The 16,396-nt window shown below is 57.9% G+C and carries 16 protein-coding genes; 1 reads left to right on the plus strand and 15 read right to left on the minus strand.

What is annotated here, in order from left to right; translation table 11 throughout:
* Positions 1-56: 56 nt before the first annotated feature.
* From rnhB to rpsB, 15 genes are all read right to left on the minus strand, one after another.
* Entirely contained in the window at positions 57-650 is a 594-nt protein-coding gene (gene rnhB / locus ACJ8MK_RS15860; protein WP_033635733.1) for a ribonuclease HII, read from the minus strand.
* The gene (gene lpxB / locus ACJ8MK_RS15865; RefSeq protein WP_043147951.1) at positions 647-1,795 is read right to left on the minus strand and encodes a lipid-A-disaccharide synthase; all 1,149 of its coding nucleotides are present in this window, start codon (positions 1,793-1,795) and stop codon (positions 647-649) included. The genes rnhB and lpxB overlap by 4 nt, the downstream gene beginning before the upstream one ends.
* 3 nt (positions 1,796-1,798) lie before the next feature.
* A complete protein-coding gene (gene lpxA / locus ACJ8MK_RS15870) occupies positions 1,799-2,587 on the minus strand; it encodes an acyl-ACP--UDP-N-acetylglucosamine O-acyltransferase (protein ID WP_004931964.1) in 789 nt (262 codons plus the stop codon).
* Between the two features lie 3 nt (positions 2,588-2,590).
* Positions 2,591-3,046, minus strand: coding sequence for a 3-hydroxyacyl-ACP dehydratase FabZ (gene fabZ, locus ACJ8MK_RS15875; RefSeq protein WP_004931962.1), 456 nt, complete (start codon positions 3,044-3,046; stop codon positions 2,591-2,593).
* Positions 3,047-3,206: 160 nt separating this feature from the next.
* Positions 3,207-4,229, minus strand: coding sequence for a UDP-3-O-(3-hydroxymyristoyl)glucosamine N-acyltransferase (gene lpxD / locus ACJ8MK_RS15880; RefSeq protein WP_033635735.1), 1,023 nt, complete (start codon positions 4,227-4,229; stop codon positions 3,207-3,209).
* Positions 4,230-4,232: 3 nt separating this feature from the next.
* On the minus strand, positions 4,233-4,730 hold the full coding sequence (gene skp, locus ACJ8MK_RS15885) for a molecular chaperone Skp (protein ID WP_004931958.1): 498 nt from the start codon (positions 4,728-4,730) through the stop codon (positions 4,233-4,235).
* Positions 4,731-4,886: 156 nt separating this feature from the next.
* On the minus strand, positions 4,887-7,313 hold the full coding sequence (gene bamA / locus ACJ8MK_RS15890) for an outer membrane protein assembly factor BamA (protein WP_033649807.1): 2,427 nt from the start codon (positions 7,311-7,313) through the stop codon (positions 4,887-4,889).
* Between the two features lie 35 nt (positions 7,314-7,348).
* The gene (gene rseP, locus ACJ8MK_RS15895) at positions 7,349-8,704 is read right to left on the minus strand and encodes a sigma E protease regulator RseP (RefSeq protein WP_004931952.1); all 1,356 of its coding nucleotides are present in this window, start codon (positions 8,702-8,704) and stop codon (positions 7,349-7,351) included.
* Positions 8,705-8,731: 27 nt separating this feature from the next.
* On the minus strand, positions 8,732-9,574 hold the full coding sequence (cdsA, locus tag ACJ8MK_RS15900) for a phosphatidate cytidylyltransferase (RefSeq protein WP_033644875.1): 843 nt from the start codon (positions 9,572-9,574) through the stop codon (positions 8,732-8,734).
* Positions 9,575-9,583: 9 nt separating this feature from the next.
* Positions 9,584-10,342 (minus strand): (2E,6E)-farnesyl-diphosphate-specific ditrans,polycis-undecaprenyl-diphosphate synthase, encoded by a 759-nt coding sequence (ispU, locus tag ACJ8MK_RS15905; protein WP_033635737.1) that lies wholly within the window; start codon positions 10,340-10,342, stop codon positions 9,584-9,586.
* A gap of 277 nt (positions 10,343-10,619) precedes the next feature.
* Positions 10,620-11,816 (minus strand): 1-deoxy-D-xylulose-5-phosphate reductoisomerase, encoded by a 1,197-nt coding sequence (gene ispC, locus ACJ8MK_RS15910; protein WP_442517882.1) that lies wholly within the window; start codon positions 11,814-11,816, stop codon positions 10,620-10,622.
* 157 nt (positions 11,817-11,973) lie between these two features.
* Positions 11,974-12,531, minus strand: a complete 558-nt coding sequence (frr, locus tag ACJ8MK_RS15915; RefSeq protein ID WP_004931943.1) for a ribosome recycling factor — start codon at positions 12,529-12,531, stop codon at positions 11,974-11,976.
* Positions 12,532-12,650: 119 nt separating this feature from the next.
* Positions 12,651-13,376: a UMP kinase gene (gene pyrH / locus ACJ8MK_RS15920; protein WP_004931940.1), complete on the minus strand. Its 726-nt coding sequence runs from the start codon at positions 13,374-13,376 to the stop codon at positions 12,651-12,653.
* 148 nt (positions 13,377-13,524) lie between these two features.
* Positions 13,525-14,376 carry a translation elongation factor Ts gene (gene tsf / locus ACJ8MK_RS15925; protein WP_033635739.1) on the minus strand — a complete coding sequence of 284 codons (852 nt, stop codon included), beginning with the start codon at positions 14,374-14,376 and terminating at the stop codon, positions 13,525-13,527.
* Between the two features lie 129 nt (positions 14,377-14,505).
* On the minus strand, positions 14,506-15,231 hold the full coding sequence (rpsB, locus tag ACJ8MK_RS15930; RefSeq protein ID WP_016929891.1) for a 30S ribosomal protein S2: 726 nt from the start codon (positions 15,229-15,231) through the stop codon (positions 14,506-14,508).
* A gap of 345 nt (positions 15,232-15,576) precedes the next feature.
* On the opposite strand from rpsB, the gene map reads away from it, so the two are divergent.
* Positions 15,577-16,371 carry a type I methionyl aminopeptidase gene (map, locus tag ACJ8MK_RS15935; RefSeq protein ID WP_004931936.1) on the plus strand — a complete coding sequence of 265 codons (795 nt, stop codon included), beginning with the start codon at positions 15,577-15,579 and terminating at the stop codon, positions 16,369-16,371.
* The last annotated feature ends 25 nt before the right edge of the window (positions 16,372-16,396 follow it).

Raw genomic sequence — 16,396 nt, forward strand, 5'->3', positions numbered from 1 at the left:
AGCAGGCTGAACCCGGGTTAATGCTATCGTCGGGCCTGGTCAACCAGGCCCGCAGGCTACAGCGCCAGCGCCCTTTTCACCGGCGCGAAGCTGCGGCGGTGATGCTCGGTGGCGCCCAGCGCGGCCAGCCGCTCCAGGTGGAAGGCGGTCGGGTAACCCTTATGCTGCGCGAAACCGTAGTCCGGGAACTCGCTGTCCAGCGCGGCCATTTCACGATCGCGCGTGACCTTCGCCAGAATGGACGCCGCGCTGATCTCCGCCACGCGGCTGTCGCCCTTCACCACCGCCTGCGAACGCATCGGCAGGTTCGGGCAACGGTTACCGTCGATTAAAACCATGTCCGGCGCGATATGCAACCCGGCCACCGCGCGCTGCATCGCCAGCATGGTGGCGTGCAAAATGTTCAGCTGGTCGATTTCAGCCGGCTCGGCGCGCCCCAGGCTCCAGGAGAGCGCCTTGGCGACGATTTCGTCATACAGCGCCAGGCGGCGTTTTTCACTGAGTTTCTTGGAATCCGCCAGCCCGACGATCGGCTGCGCCGGATCGAGGATCACGGCGGCGGTGACCACCGCGCCGACCAACGGCCCGCGGCCCACTTCGTCCACGCCGGCAATCAGCGTGGCAGCGGGATAGATAAAGGGTTCAATCATGCTTTCGCCAGCTCCAACACAGCCTGAGCGGCCTGTTCGTCCGCACCGCAACGGATGCTTTGGTGCAAGGTAAGGAAAGTCTGTTTCAGCGCTTCGGTTTGCGGGCTCTCTTCCAGCAGCGGCATCACGGCGGCGGCCAGTTTGTCCGGCACGCAGTCATGCTGCAGCAGCTCGGTAACGATCTCGCGCCCCGCCAGCAGATTCGGCAGCGAAACGTAAGGCGTTTTCACCAGCTTCTGCGCCAGCCAGAAAGTGAACGGCTTCATGCGATAGCCCACCACCATCGGGCACTTGGCCAGCATGCACTCCAGCGCCGCTGTGCCGGATGCCAGCAGCGCCGCGTCGCTGGCGATCATCGCCTCGCGCCCCTGACCGTTCAGCATGTGTACGGTCAGATCCGGCGCCACTTCCGCCTTGATGCGCTCAAACTGCTCACGCCGTTTGGCGTTGACCAGCGGCACCACCACTTCCAGCTCGGGATAACGGGTGCGCAGCAGCTGCGCGGTCTTGAGGAAGTCGGCGCTCAGCATCTCGACTTCGGCGCCGCGGCTGCCCGGCAGCAACGCCAGGCAGCGCGCCTGCGGATCGATGCCAAGCTGAGCGCGCGCCGCCAGCCGATCGGGCTGCAACGGCATGGCGTCCGCCATGGTGTGGCCGATAAACCGGCAGGGCACGTTGAAACGATCGTAAAACGCTTTTTCGAAAGGGAGAAAGGCCAGCACCAGATCGGTGGCTTTGCCAATTTTGAAAACGCGCTTTTGCCGCCAGGCCCACACGGAAGGGCTGACGTAGTGAATGGTACGGATGCCGCGCTGCTTGAGGCGGCCTTCCAGCGTGATGTTGAAGTCTGGCGCGTCGATGCCGACAAACACGTCCGGCCGCAGCTCGCCGAAGCGGCGGGTAAGATCCTTGCGGATCTTCAACAGGCGTGGCAAACGCTCGAGCACTTCCACCACGCCCATTACCGCCAGCTCTTCCATTTCGTACCAGGCTTCACAGCCTTCGGCCTGCATCAGCGGGCCGGCGACGCCAACAAAACGCGCGTCGGGGATCTGCGCCTTGAGCGCGCGGATCAAACCGGCGCCGAGAATGTCACCGGAGGTTTCTCCGGCGACCAATCCGATAGTCAATGGACGATTCGACATAACTCAGCGAATAATACCGCGGGTGGAACGGGTAAAGAAATCGAGGTATTGCTGCACCACCGGCTGTTCTTTGGCCAGGGCTTCGATTTCCGCTTTCGCTTCATCCAGCGTTTTCTCGCTGCGATACAGGATCTTGTAGGCGTTGCGGATCGCCTGCATTTCATCCTTGTCAAAACCGCGACGCTTCAGGCCGACCGCGTTGACGCCGAACGGCGTCGCGTGGTTACCCTGAGCGATGACGAAGGGAGGCACGTCCTGAGCGACGCCGGAACAACCGCCTACCATCACATGCGCGCCGATAATGCAGAACTGGTGGATCGCCGTCATGCCGCCGATGATGGCGTGATCGTCGATTTCCACATGCCCCGCCAGCGTGGCGTTGTTGGCCAGCACGCAAGCGTTGCCGACCACGCAGTCGTGGGCGACGTGCACGTTGACCATCAGCAGGTTGTCATTGCCCACTTTGGTCAGGCCGGTGCCCTGCGCGGTGCCGCGGTGAATGGTCACGCTTTCGCGGATGCGGTTGCGATCGCCCACTTCAACGCGCGTCGGTTCGCCCGCGTATTTCAGATCCTGGTTCACTTCACCGATGGAAGCGAACTGATAAATCTGGTTATCGCAGCCAATCTTGGTAATGCCGTTCACCACCACGTGGGATTTCAGCACCGTGCCGGCGCCGATTTCCACCTGGGAGCCGACGTAGCAGAAAGGGCCGATATGCACGTTGGCGCCGATCACGGCGCCTTCTTCGACTATCGCGCTAGGATGGATAAAGGCGGTTTGGTCAATCACGGATTAAGCCTCCCGGCTGCGGGCACACATCATGGTTGCTTCGCAGACAATTTTACCGTCAACGGTCGCCACGCCTTTGAAGCGAGTCAGGCCGCGGCGAGTTTTCTCGAAGGTGACTTCCATGACCATCTGATCGCCTGGCACCACAGGGCGTTTGAAGCGTGCTTCGTCGATACCGGCGAAGTAATACAGCTCGCCCGGTTCCAGTTTGCCGACGCTTTTAAACGCCAGGATACCGGTGGCCTGCGCCATGGCTTCCAGAATCAATACGCCTGGGAAAATCGGTTTGCCAGGGAAGTGGCCCTGGAAAAACGGTTCGTTCACCGATACGTTCTTCACCGCACGCAGATATTTGTGCTCTTCAAACTCGAGGACGCGGTCGACCAGCAAGAACGGGTAACGGTGAGGAAGCAGATCCAAAATTTCTGCAATATCCAGAGTATGAGTGTCAGTAGTCAAAATACTCTTCCTGTCTCTAAAAACTGATGGCATCAACAACACGGCCTGCGCTGACCCCAAAAGGAGATCATCATGCAGGCCGCAAATTAACATCTCTTTGCGCTTTTGGTCTCACGACCAACGCGTTTCGTTTTGTACCCGCGAAGGCGGGCGGCAATGATTAGTCTTTTCCGACTTTACGTTCGACAGCTTTCAAGCGTTTGCTGATCTCATCGATATTCATCACCAACGCAGCGGTTTTACGCCAAACCTTGTTAGGCTGCAACGGAATGCCCGAAGAGTATACCCCAGGTTCGGTGATTGGTCGCATAACCATTCCCATTCCGGTAACAACAACCTTGTCGGCAATTTCCATGTGACCGTTGATCACGCTGGCACCGCCGATCTGGCAGTAGCGGCCGATTTTCAGGCTACCGGCCATGATCACACCGCCGGCGACGGCGGTATTGTCGCCAATCACGACGTTATGTGCAATCTGGCATTGGTTGTCGATGATAACACCATTCCCGATTTGGGTGTTATCCAAAGCGCCGCGGTCGATGGTGGTGCAGGCGCCGATTTCGACGCGATCGCCGATAATCACCGTGCCCAACTGAGGGATTTTGATCCACTCGCCGCGCTCATTGGCATAGCCGAAACCGTCCGCGCCGATCACGGTGCCGGACTGGATCAGGCAGCGCTGGCCGATTTCAACCGCATGATAAATCGTGACGTTCGCCCACAGACGCGTTCCCGCGCCGATGCGTGCGTGTTTGCCGATGAAGCAGCCCGGGCCGATAACCACGTTATCGCCAAGCACCGCACCCGACTCAATCACCGCGTTCGCCCCAATGGCGACGTTCTGCCCCAGTTGCGCTTCAGGCGAGACAACCGCGCTTGGCGCAATATCCTGCGCCGGCGCCGGCGTGGTGTCCATCAGCTGCGCCATGCGCGCGTAGGTCAGGTAAGGGTTTTTAACCACCAGCGCCGCAGTACGGCAGTGTGGTAAATCCGCTTCGGTAAGCACCACGGCGCTTGCCTGGCAGGAAGACAGCTGCTCTTGATAGCGGCTGTTTGACAAAAACGTGATTTGGCCAGGCTGTGCCGAATGCATAGAAGCAATGCCGGTGATGACGAGATCGCCATCACCGTGCAATTGTGCATCCAACTGCTGCGCTAAATCAGCCAGTCGAATTGAAAGCATGTGTTATTTAACCTGTTTCAGCACGTCAGCAGTGATATCTTTGGAAGAGTCTGCATAGGCAACGGCGTTGGCGTCGATCACCACGTCATAACCGCCTTTGCTGGCGACAGATTTCACAGCGTCCTGAATGCGGCTCAGGATCTTGTTACGCTCTTCCATCTGGCGACGACGGTTGTCCTGCTCGAAAGCCTGGGCTTTCTGAGAGAACTGCTCGCGCTGCGCCATCACGTCTTTTTCCAACTTGCTGCGATCGCTGGCTTTCATGGTAGCGCCGTCACGCTGCAGACGTTGCATTTTGGTCTGCAGGCTACGTTCCATGTTCTGGAGTTCGCTTGCACGGCCTTTAAACTCGTTTTCCAGCTGTTTAGCGACCGCTTCGCGGGCCGGCAGCTGTTGGAAAATGCTGGAGACGTTAACGACAGCGATCTTATCTGCTGCCTGAACGCCAGCTGAAGCAGCCATTGCTAAACCGAGGCCTGCGGCACACAACCACTTTTTCACTATAAACTCCTTACCATCACCCATTTGTGTCATATGACACTGAAGTACACAATTTGCCAGACTTATCCCACCAAACAATGAGAATCATCTCCCTCTGCCGGCGGGCGCCTGGCCATTGCGATTCTTAATAACTTTTATGCCCAGAGGCGAGACCCGTTACCAGGTCTTACCGATGTTAAACTGGAACTGTTCGGACTTGTCGCCTTCGTATTTCTTGATCGGGTTGGCGTAAGAGAACACCAACGGCCCCAGCGGCGACATCCACTGCAGCGCGATACCGGCGGAAGAACGAATATTGCTGGCCTTGCTGTAGTCCGGCACGCCGTACATCAGCGTTTCGTCGGTATTCTTCCACTTGGTATCCCACACGGTACCGGCATCGATGAACAGCGACGTCCGCACCGAGTTGGCGTATTTCTCGCTGATGAACGGCGTCGGGGTGATCAGCTCCAGGCTGGCGACCGCCATGGCGTTACCGCCCACCGCGTCATCCGAGCTACAGATGTTCTGACGCGTGGTCGTGCTGCCGGCGTTGAACTGACACTGGTACGAGTTGGAATTGTAGTACACCGCCTTCGGACCAATGGTGTTGGACTGGAAGCCACGCACGGTGCTCGAACCACCGGCGTAGAAGTTCTCGTAGAACGGCATTTCCTTGCCGCCCAAGCCATCCGCGTAACCCAGACGGCCACGGCCCAACAGCACCCAGGTGCGATCGTCGTTGATCGGCACGTACTGTACGCTGTCCAGCGTCACCTTGTAGTATTCGTTGTCCGAGCCCGGAATGGTGACCTTGCCGTTCAACGTGGTGCGGTTACCCGACGTCGGGAAGTAGCCGCGGTCCAGGTTGTTGTAGGTCCAACCCAGGTTCAGCGTAAAGTCGTCCGTCGAGTAGCTGGCGCGATCGGTCTTGTTCGCATCCACGCCCATCGAGTCGAGGTAACGCCACATGGCGATCTGCGGCTGCATGTTCGACAGGCCGTTGTGGACGTAGCCCAGGCCGGTACGCAACGAGTTGTTTTCGTTGATCGGGAAGCCCAGCGTGCCGTCGATACCGTAACTCTTGTTGGTATAGTCCGACAGATCCGCGTCATCCGCCTTAAAGTCGTTGTAGAAGATGCGGCCGCCCAGGCTCACACCGTCAACGGTGAAGTACGGGTTGGTGACCGACAGTTCCGTATAGGTCTGGTAGTCGTTCTTGGTGCCGCTGATGCCCACCGAGTAGCCGGTACCCAACCAGTTATCCTGCTGCACGCCCGCCTGGAAGCTGACGCCGCTCTCGGTGCCGTAACCGACGCCGAAGTTGAAGGTACCGGTGTTGCGCTCTTTCACCTTGTAGGTGACGTCGACCTGATCGGCGGTGCCCGGCACGCGCTGGGTTTCCACGTCAACCGTTTCGAAGTAGCCCAGACGGTTCAGACGCTCCTTACCCTGCTCGACCTGCTCGTTGCCAAGCCAGGCGCCTTCCATCTGGCGCATTTCGCGACGCAGTACGGAATCCTTGCTGGTATCGTTGCCTTCGAACTTGATGCGACGCACGTAGAAGCGGTTGCCCGCGTCGACGTTGACGTGCAGTTTGACGGTTTTATCCGCGTCGTTGATCTCAGGCTGAGTGCCGACGCGCGGGTAAGCGTAACCATAACGGCCCAACATCGTTTTGATGTTGTCTTCCATTTTGGTCACCTTGCTGCCGTTGTACAGCTCGCCCGGCTCGATTTTGGTGATCTGAGCGACTTCCGCCGAGTGGCCGGCCAGGTTGCCGTTCACGACAACATCGGAAAGCTTGTACTGATCGCCTTCGGTGATGTTGATGGTGATGTAGATGCCTTTTTTATCCGGCGTCAGGCTCACCTGGGTAGAATCGATGTTGAAGCGGGCATAGCCGCGATCCAGATAGAAGCTGCGCAGGGTTTCGAGATCGCCCGCCAGTTTCTGCTTCTGGTATTTGCGATCGCCGACCAGGTTCCACCACGGCACTTCGTCACGCAGCTGGAAGCGCGAGATCAGTTCGTCGTTGGTGAAGGCATGGTTGCCGACGATGTTGATTTGTTGAATCTTGGCGGAGACCCCTTCCGTGAACACCAGTTTCAGGTCGACACGGTTGCGCGGCAGCGGCGTGACTACGGCTTTCACCGAGGCGCTGTATTTACCGACGCTGTAGTAGAAGTCTTCCAGCCCTTTTTCAATGCTGGAGATCGTGGTGCGGTCGAGCGCCTCGCCCACCCGGACGCCGGAGGCTTCCAGGTTCTGCTTGAGCATGTCATCCTTCACCGACTTGTTGCCGGAGAAAGTGATGCTGGCGATGGTAGGACGTTCCTTCACCTGCACGATCAAGGTATTACCATCGCGCAGTACGCGCACGTCCTCGAAGTTGCCGGTGGCAAACAAGGCACGGATGGTATTACTGATGTCATCGTCAGTGACGGTATCGCCGACGCGAACCGGCATGTTGAGTAACGCCGCACCGACGGCGACTCGCTGCAGGCCTTCGAAATGAATATCTTTCACTACGAACCCGTCTGCACCGTATACGGTGGCGCTGCCAAACAGCAGCGACGCTATGAGCAACTTTTTCATCGCCATCGTTGTTATGCGTTCTTCCTAACCTATCCCCGCCCCTAGAGGCGGGAAAAATCATTGAAAAGTGCAAGACCCATCAACAACACCAGCACGATCGAACCTATGCGGTAGCTGTAGTCCTGTACTCGCTCGGAAACCGGCCCACCCTTCAGCTTTTCTATCGCCAGGAAGAGGAGATGCCCACCATCTAACACCGGTAATGGGAACAGGTTGATGATACCCAGGTTGACGCTAATCAACGCCAGGAACATCAGATAATACACGAACCCGACTCCGGCTGACGCCCCTGCTCCCTGTGCAATCGAGATCGGGCCACTCAGGTTGTTCAGCTTTACATCACCGGTTATTAATTTGCCCAGCATGTTGACCGTCAGCCGCATCAGCTGCCAGGTCTTGTCGCCGGCCTGATACAGCGCCGGGAACGGTCCATACTGGCGAATCGTTTTATACTCGTCCGGCAGCGGCAACACCTTTGGAATGATGCCTGCAAACCCCACCGATTTGTCTTTTCCCACCGGCTTTGTATCCGGTATCAGCGTCAAAGACAAGGGGGCGCCGTTTCTTTCAATCTCCAAAGCCAGCGGTTGCCCCGGGCCATCGTGGATACGCTTCACCAGCGTCTGCCAACGACCCAACGGCTGACCATCGACTTTAACGATCCTGTCCCCCGCTTGTAAACCCGCCTTTTGCGCCGCCGAGTTAGGCTGCACTTCCGCCAACACGGATTCTATCTGCGGGCCGCGCGGCATAATGCCCAGCGCGACAACGGGATCCTGCTTGTCCGGTTCAAAGTTCCACTGGCGCAAATCCAGGGTTTTGGTCACCACCTGCGAAGAGCCGAACGGCGCGACGCCGACTTCGGTTTGCGCATCGCCAATCTTCGCCACCAGCGCCAGACGAACTGACTCCCAATCAGGCGTTTCGATACCGTCAACCGACTTTAGTTCCATGCCAGACGAAATTTCGGCCTTGGCGGCGATGGATTGCGGCGCGATTTCGCCGATCACCGGACGGAAACTCGGCACGCCGATGATGAACACCAGCCAATAGGCAAGGATAGCAAACAGGAAGTTGGCGATGGGGCCGGCGCTGATGATGGCCGCGCGCTGCCAGACGGTTTTGTTGTTGAAGGCCTGATGGCGCATTTCCGGCGCCACCGACTCCACGCGCTCGTCCAGCATCTTCACGTAGCCGCCGAGCGGAATCAAGGCGATGACGTACTCGGTGCCCTGGCGATCGGTGCGGCGCCACAGCGCCCGGCCGAAGCCGATGGAGAAGCGTTCAACGCGCACGCCGCAACGGCGGGCAACCCAAAAGTGTCCGAACTCGTGCACGGTGATCAAAATACCGAGCGCAATCAGAAACGCCACCAGGTTCCAAAGCACGCTGACCATCATCCCTCACTTTCCGTCATCGACGGATTAAAACACCAACAGCATCAGGCAGGCAAACACCGGCACCGCCGCGGTCAGGCTGTCGATACGATCCAGTATGCCGCCGTGACCGGGGATCAAGTGACCGCTGTCCTTGATGCCCGCTTCGCGTTTGAACATGCTTTCGGTCAAATCGCCCAGCACCGAAGCCAGCGCGGCGATCACCGAACAGGCCAACAGCGTGGTCGGCACCACGTTCAGCGGCGCGTAGCGGCCGAACAGCCAGGAAATGACCGCCGACGTCAGCAGCCCGCCAATCAGCCCTTCCCAGGTTTTACCCGGAGAGACCTTCGGCGCCAGCTTATGCTTGCCGAACAGCTTGCCGAACATATAGGCGCCGGAATCCGCGCCCCACACCAGCAGCATCACGTACAGCAGCCACCAGGCGCCGGTAAACGGGTTTTGCTCGTAGCCGAACTGGCGCAGCGCCAGCATGCCCCAGAAGAACGGCACGATGGTCAGCAGGCCGAACAGCAGGCGCAGCGGGCGCGAATTGCGCCAGATGGCGGCCGAGCCGGGGTAGAACAGCACCAGCAGCAGCGCCGCCAGCCACCAGGCCAGCGACAGCCACAGCGAGCCGCTTATCTGCGGCACGGATTGATGGTAAGCGGGAACGCTGAGCATCATCAGCGCCAGCAGAAAACCGCACAGTATCGCCAGCCAGATGCGCTGCGAACGGGAGGTAAAACCGGCCAGTTGGCCCCACTCCCAGGCTGCTAACATGCACACGACGAGCGTTACCAGAGCAAAGGCCAGCGGCGGCAACAGGAACAGCGCCGCGATAACGATCGGGATTAAAATCAGAGCAGTTATGAGGCGATACTTCAGCAAAAGTTCTCCCTAGGACGCATCGGCGCCGATAGGTGTTGTTCCCCCGAAGCGGCGCTCACGTTGTGCAAATGCATTCAGCGCACCTTCAAAGACAAGTTCATCGAAATCAGGCCAGAGCACATCAGTAAAGTAAAGTTCAGCATAGGCGATTTGCCACAGCAGGAAGTTACTGATGCGATGCTCGCCACCGGTGCGGATAACCAGATCCACCGGCGCCAGGTCGCTCATGCAAACCCGCTCGTTCAATAATTCCTCGCTGATCTGATCCGGGTGCAACTCCCCCACCCGTACCCGTTCGGCCAGTTCCCTTACTCCCTGAATGATATCCCAACGGCCACCGTAGTTGGCAGCGATATTGAGCGTCAGGCCATCGTTATTTTCCGTCAGTGCTTCAGAGCGGCGGATCCGCTCCTGCAAACGCGAGCTGAAGCGGCTGATATCGCCGATCACCCGCAGCCTGACGTTATGTTTATGCAGGCTTTTTACTTCACTATCCAGAGCACGGACAAAAAGCTCCATCAGGGCGGAGACTTCCTGCACCGGACGGTTCCAGTTTTCGCTGCTGAAGGCATAAAGCGTGAGCGCATCTAAATGGTGGCTGGCGGCAAAACTGACCGCGCGGCGAACCGATTTCACCCCTGCTTTATGACCGAAGACACGTAACTTGCCCTGACGTTTGGCCCAGCGTCCGTTACCGTCCATGATAATGGCGACATGGCGCGGCCCCGGGGAAGATGGATTAGCCTCTTGTTGGTTTGCGGACGACATAACTCGTACTTATTTCCTCAATAGAAATATAACTGCCTTTCCGGAACATCAGGCCCTTACGCGCAAAAAAAGCCGTGTGCCCGACACGGCTTTCAGCCAGCCCTCGCGATGCCCGGCGCAGCCGGGCCGCCATTGGCGCACAAGGCGCCAATCAGGCCATAATTCAACGGTATAACCGCTGACAGGTGGCGCAGACTATACCACCTCAGCGGGGCATGAACAAACGGCCCCGCTGCGGCACGCGTGAATTACGAGCAAAATCGGATAATCGCCGTCCTCAACCGCGCAACGCGCGAACGCGCTCCTCGGCGGCGGCGCGCGCCTGGCGGTCAATGTCTAAGACCGCTTCGATGCTGGTCGGTTCCTGCAGCGCGAGGCGCTCCACCACCTGGCGGTTGACCGCCGCAATGTCGGTGAAGCGAATCTGCTGCTGCAAAAATGCCGCCACGGCGATTTCGTTGGCCGCGTTCAGCGCAGTGGTCGCCGCCTGGCCGGCATCGAACGCTTCAATCGCCAAATACAGGCAAGGATAACGCTCGCGCTCCGGTTCGGCGAAGGTCAACGAACCGATGCGACAGAAGTCCAGCGCCTCCACGCCGGAGTTCACGCGCTGCGGATACGCCATCGCGTGGGCGATCGGCGTGCGCATATCCGGCGTACCCAGCTGCGCCAGCACGCTGCCGTCGGCATAGCGCACCATCGAGTGAATCACCGACTGCGGATGCAGGATCACTTCCATTTGCTCGGCCGAGGCGTTAAACAGCCAGCGGGCCTCAATGTATTCCAGACCTTTGTTCATCATGGTGGCGGAATCCACCGAGATCTTGCGCCCCATCGACCAGTTCGGGTGGGCGCAGGCTTGATCCGGGGTCATCGCGACGAACTGCTCCAGCGGCGTGGTGCGGAACGGGCCGCCGGAGCCGGTAAGCACGATGCGCGAAACACCATGACTGTCCAGGGAAGAGTATCCCAACTGACGCTGAATGCTCTCAGGCAAACTCTGAAAAATCGCGTTGTGCTCGCTGTCGAGCGGCAGCAACTGCGCCTGGCTTTGCCGTACCGCATCCATAAACAGACGGCCGCAGGTGACCAGCGACTCTTTGTTGGCCAGCAGCACCTGCTTGCCTGCGCGGATCGCCGCCAGCGTCGGCAACAGCCCCGCGGCGCCGACGATGGCCGCCGTCACTTGATCGACGTCGTCCAACGCCGCCAGTTCGCAGGCCGCTTGCTCCCCGGCCAATACCTCGGTAGCGACGCCGTTTTCCGCCAGAATGGCGCGCAGCTCGCGCGCGGCGCTTTCATCCGCCATCGCGGCGAAGGCGGGCCGAAATTCCATGCATTGCTGCGCCATGACCGCGACGTTGCGGCCGGCCACCAGCGCTTTGATCGCAAAAAGGTCGGGATTTGCCCTGACCACGGCCAGGGTGCTGGTCCCTACCGAGCCGGTCGAGCCAAGAATGGTCAGTTGCTTCATGAGTTCACTCTGAATAACTGTCTGATGAGATCGGAGGTGTTCCAGTGTGGAACCTTGGACACCGCTTGTCCATGATCTTTCAGTACGATGAAACGGGATCTGCGCCACAAAAAACAAAGCGCCGCCCAGGCGACGCTTTTTTTCTGCGCGATGCTGATTAGAAATCCATCAGCTCTTTTTCTTTCTCCGCCAGCGCGGCGTCGACCAGCTTGATGTAAGCGTCGGTCATTTTCTGAATCTCGTCTTGTGAACGACGTTCTTCGTCTTCGCTGATCTCTTTGTCTTTCAGCAGCGCCTTGACCTTGTCGTTGGCGTCGCGACGCACGTTACGCACCGCTACGCGGCCCTGCTCGGCTTCGCCGCGCACGATCTTGATCAGATCCTTACGACGTTCTTCGGTCAGCGGAGGCAGCGGAACGCGAATGTCAGAACCGGCGGAAGACGGGTTGAGGCCCAGATCGGAGCTCATGATCGCTTTCTCAACGGCCTGGCTCAGGCTGCGGTCGAACACGTTGATTTTCAGCGTGCGGGAGTCTTCCACGGTCACGTTGGCCAGCTGGCGCAGCGGCGTAGCGGCGCCGTAGTATTCCACCATGATGCCGTCCAGAATGCTTGGAGAAGCGCGGCCGGTGCGGATCTTGCTGATTTGGTTTTTGAATGCTTCTACGCTTTTTTCCATGCGTGAATCAGCATCTTTTCTGATTTCATTAGTCACGTTGCAAACCCTTGGAAGCTGGTTACTTGGCAGGCGATACTCAAGTATAGCCCGTAATCGTACTCGGAGAGCGCGCGGCGCATGGCGTCACGCGCACCGAAAAAGGGGTGTGAACAGCCTTATTTGCTGATCAGCGTACCTTCGTTCTCACCCATCACCACGCGGCGCAGCGCGCCAGGCTTGTTCATGTTGAACACGCGGATCGGCAGACCGTGATCGCGGGCCAGCGTAAACGCCGCCAGATCCATCACTTTCAGCTCGCGCTCCAGCACGTCCTGATAGGTTAATTGTTCATACAGCGTCGCATCCGGGTTTTTCACCGGATCGGCGGAGTATACGCCATCCACTTTGGTGGCTTTCAGCACCACGTCCGCTTCGATCTCGATGCCGCGCAGGCAAGCGGCGGAATCGGTGGTGAAGAACGGGTTGCCGGTACCGGCGGAGAAGATCACCACGCGGTTGTTGCGCAGCAGGCTGATCGCCTCTGCCCAGCTGTAATTGTCACACACGCCGTTCAGCGGGATCGCCGACATCAGGCGGGCGTTCACATAGGCACGGTGCAGTGCATCACGCATAGCCAGGCCGTTCATCACGGTAGCCAGCATTCCCATGTGGTCGCCCACTACGCGGTTCATGCCGGCTTGCGCCAGGCCCGCGCCGCGGAACAGGTTCCCGCCGCCAATAACTACACCGACCTGAATTCCCAGTTCGACCAGCTCTTTCACTTCCTGAGCCATGCGATCCAAAACGCTGGCGTCGATACCAAAACCTTCTGCACCTTGCAGGGCTTCGCCACTCAGTTTAAGCAGAATACGCTGATATACGGGTTTTGCATTGGTTGCCATGGTGTTCTGTCCTAAGAAGCAGTATTAGTATTGGGGATTTCAGCCGATGAAACGCGCCTGAGGTGAGCATCACGCTGCAGGGCCTGCCACCGGTGTAATTCTGGCTGGATAGTATGGAACCGCCAGACGGCGGTTCCATCGACAGTCATTAAGACTGTTTGCTCATCGCGGCAACTTCAGCAGCGAAGTCGGTCTCGACTTTCTCGATGCCTTCGCCCACTTCGAAGCGAATGAAGTTGGTCACGTCAGCGTTGTGCTCTTTCAGCACCTGAGCAACGGATTTGCTCGGATCCATAACGAAAGGCTGACCGGTCAGAGAAACTTCGCCGGTGAATTTCTTCATGCGGCCTTCAACCATTTTCTCTGCGATTTCTTTCGGCTTGCCGGACTGCATGGCGATGTCCAGCTGAACCTGGTACTCTTTTTCTACCACTTCAGCAGACACGTCTTCCGGCTTCACGAACTCTGGCTTGCTTGCCGCAATGTGCATTGCGATTTGCTTAACCAGCTCTTCGTCAGCGCCTTTAGCCGCAACCAGAACGCCGATACGCGCGCCGTGCAGGTAGCTGCCCAGCACTTCGCCTTCCAGGGAAGCAACGCGACGAATGTTGATGTTTTCGCCGATTTTTGCCACCAGCGCTACGCGCTCTTCTTCGAACTGTGCTTTCAGCACGTCAACGTCAGTGATTTTGCCGGCCATGGCCGCATCCAGCACTTTGTCGGCGAACGCCTGGAAGCCGGCGTCTTTCGCTACGAAGTCAGTCTGGCAGTTAACTTCCAGAATGATGCCGTAGTTGCCTTCGATCTTGGTTTTGATCACGCCGTCAGCAGCTACGTTGCCTGCTTTTTTAGCGGCTTTGATCGCACCGGACTTACGCATGTTTTCGATTGCCAGTTCGATGTCGCCGTTGGATTCAACCAGCGCCTTCTTGCAATCCATCATGCCAGCGCCGGTACGCTCGCGCAGTTCTTTTACCAGGGCAGCGGTAATATCAGCCATTTATTTTTCCTCGGTTATCTCGCGTGGAGACAGTTCTCATTCAGATAAGCAAAGGGGGCCTTAACAGGCCCCCCTAACCAACATATGTCAATACCTGGTTAATAAGGGCTCAGTGACGAGCTTGCCTTATTATTCAGCTTCTACGAAGCCTTCTTCCGCCTGAACGGCCAGATCTTGAGAACGACCTTCACGCACAGCGGCAGCAACAGCAGTCAGGTACAGGTTTACTGCACGGATTGCGTCGTCGTTACCAGGGATGATGAAGTCAACGCCGTCTGGGTTGGAGTTGGTATCAACGATAGAGAATACCGGGATACCCAGGTTGTTGGCTTCTTTGATCGCGATGTGCTCGTGATCGGCATCGATAACGAACAGTGCGTCTGGCAGACCGCCCATATCTTTGATACCGCCCAGGGAGTTTTCCAGCTTGGCCAGTTCACGAGTGCGCATCAGCGCTTCTTTCTTGGTCAGCTTGTCCAGGGTGCCGTCTTGAGACTGGATTTCCAGATCTTTCAAACGCTTGATGGACTGACGAACGGTTTTCCAGTTAGTCAGCATGCCACCCAACCAGCGGTGGTTCACGAAGAACTGGTCACAGCTGTTAGCAGCGTCTTTTACCGCTTCGCTTGCTGCGCGCTTGGTACCTACGAACAGGATCTTGCCTTTACGGGAAGAGATCTTGCTCAGTTCAGCCAGAGCGGCGTTGAACATTGGTACGGTCTGCTCCAGGTTGATGATGTGAACCTTGTTACGAGCGCCGAAGATGAAAGGCTTCATTTTCGGGTTCCAGTAACGGGTCTGGTGACCGAAGTGAACACCAGCCTTGAGCATGTCGCGCATGGAAACAGTTGCCATGATTAAACCTCTATAGATTAATTGGGGTTATGCCTCCACGTATCCCATAACGCCGACCCTGGCGGCGACAAGTCACCTCAGGGCACCCCGGCGGATGTGCCGATACGTGTGTGTTATTTACACAAAATGAGTGCAGTTAAAGTATTTTCGGCCAATTCCTGCCAGGTCACAAGAACCAAGTCGCGGATCGCCGGCGCGCTTTATACCATAAACCCGCCGCCGACACCAACTTTTGTTGCTTTGCGCCGGGCATCGGGAAATGAAATTTGGCAGCCCCCGGCCGGGCTGATACCATAAGTCACTGCTTCTTATTGTCGACGATAACGACACCTGCGGACGAATTTCATGGCAATCTCAATTAAAACACCTGATGACATCCAAAAAATGCGCGTGGCCGGCCGCCTGGCCGCCGAAGTGCTGGAAATCATCGAGCCGCACGTCAAACCTGGCGTGACCACCGGCGAGCTGGACCGTATCTGTCACGAGTACATCACCAACGAGCAGCAGGCTATTTCCGCCTGCCTCGGCTATCACGGCTTCCCGAAATCCGTGTGCATCTCGGTGAACGAAGTGGTGTGCCACGGCATCCCGAGCGACGACAAAACGCTGAAAGACGGCGACATCGTCAATATCGACGTGACCGTGATTAAAGATGGCTTCCACGGCGACACCTCGAAGATGTTCATCGTCGGCAAACCAACCATTCTGGGCGAGCGCTTGTGCCGCGTCACTCAGGAAAGCCTGTATCTGGCGCTGAAGATGGTCAAGCCGGGCATCCGCCTGCGCACCCTGGGCAAGGCTATCCAGCAATTCGTCGAGGCCGAGAAATTCTCCGTGGTGCGCGAGTACTGCGGCCACGGCATCGGCGAAGTGTTCCACGAAGAGCCGCAGGTGCTGCACTATGATGCCGACGATGGCGGCGTGGTGCTGCAGGCGGGCATGGCCTTCACCATCGAACCGATGGTCAACGCCGGCGACTACCGCATCCGCACCATGAAAGACGGCTGGACGGTAAAAACCAAAGATCGCAGCTTGTCGGCGCAGTATGAGCATACTATTGTGGTCACTGATAACGGCTGCGAGATAATGACGTTGCGCAAGGATGACACCATCCCCAACATCATTACGCACGAGATGTAAGCACCGCGGCGCACGCCGCGTGCAG

Origin of the sequence: Serratia sp. CY38905 (assembly GCF_052168875.1) — a bacterium.
GTDB classification, from domain to species: Bacteria; Pseudomonadota; Gammaproteobacteria; order Enterobacterales; family Enterobacteriaceae; genus Serratia; species Serratia sarumanii.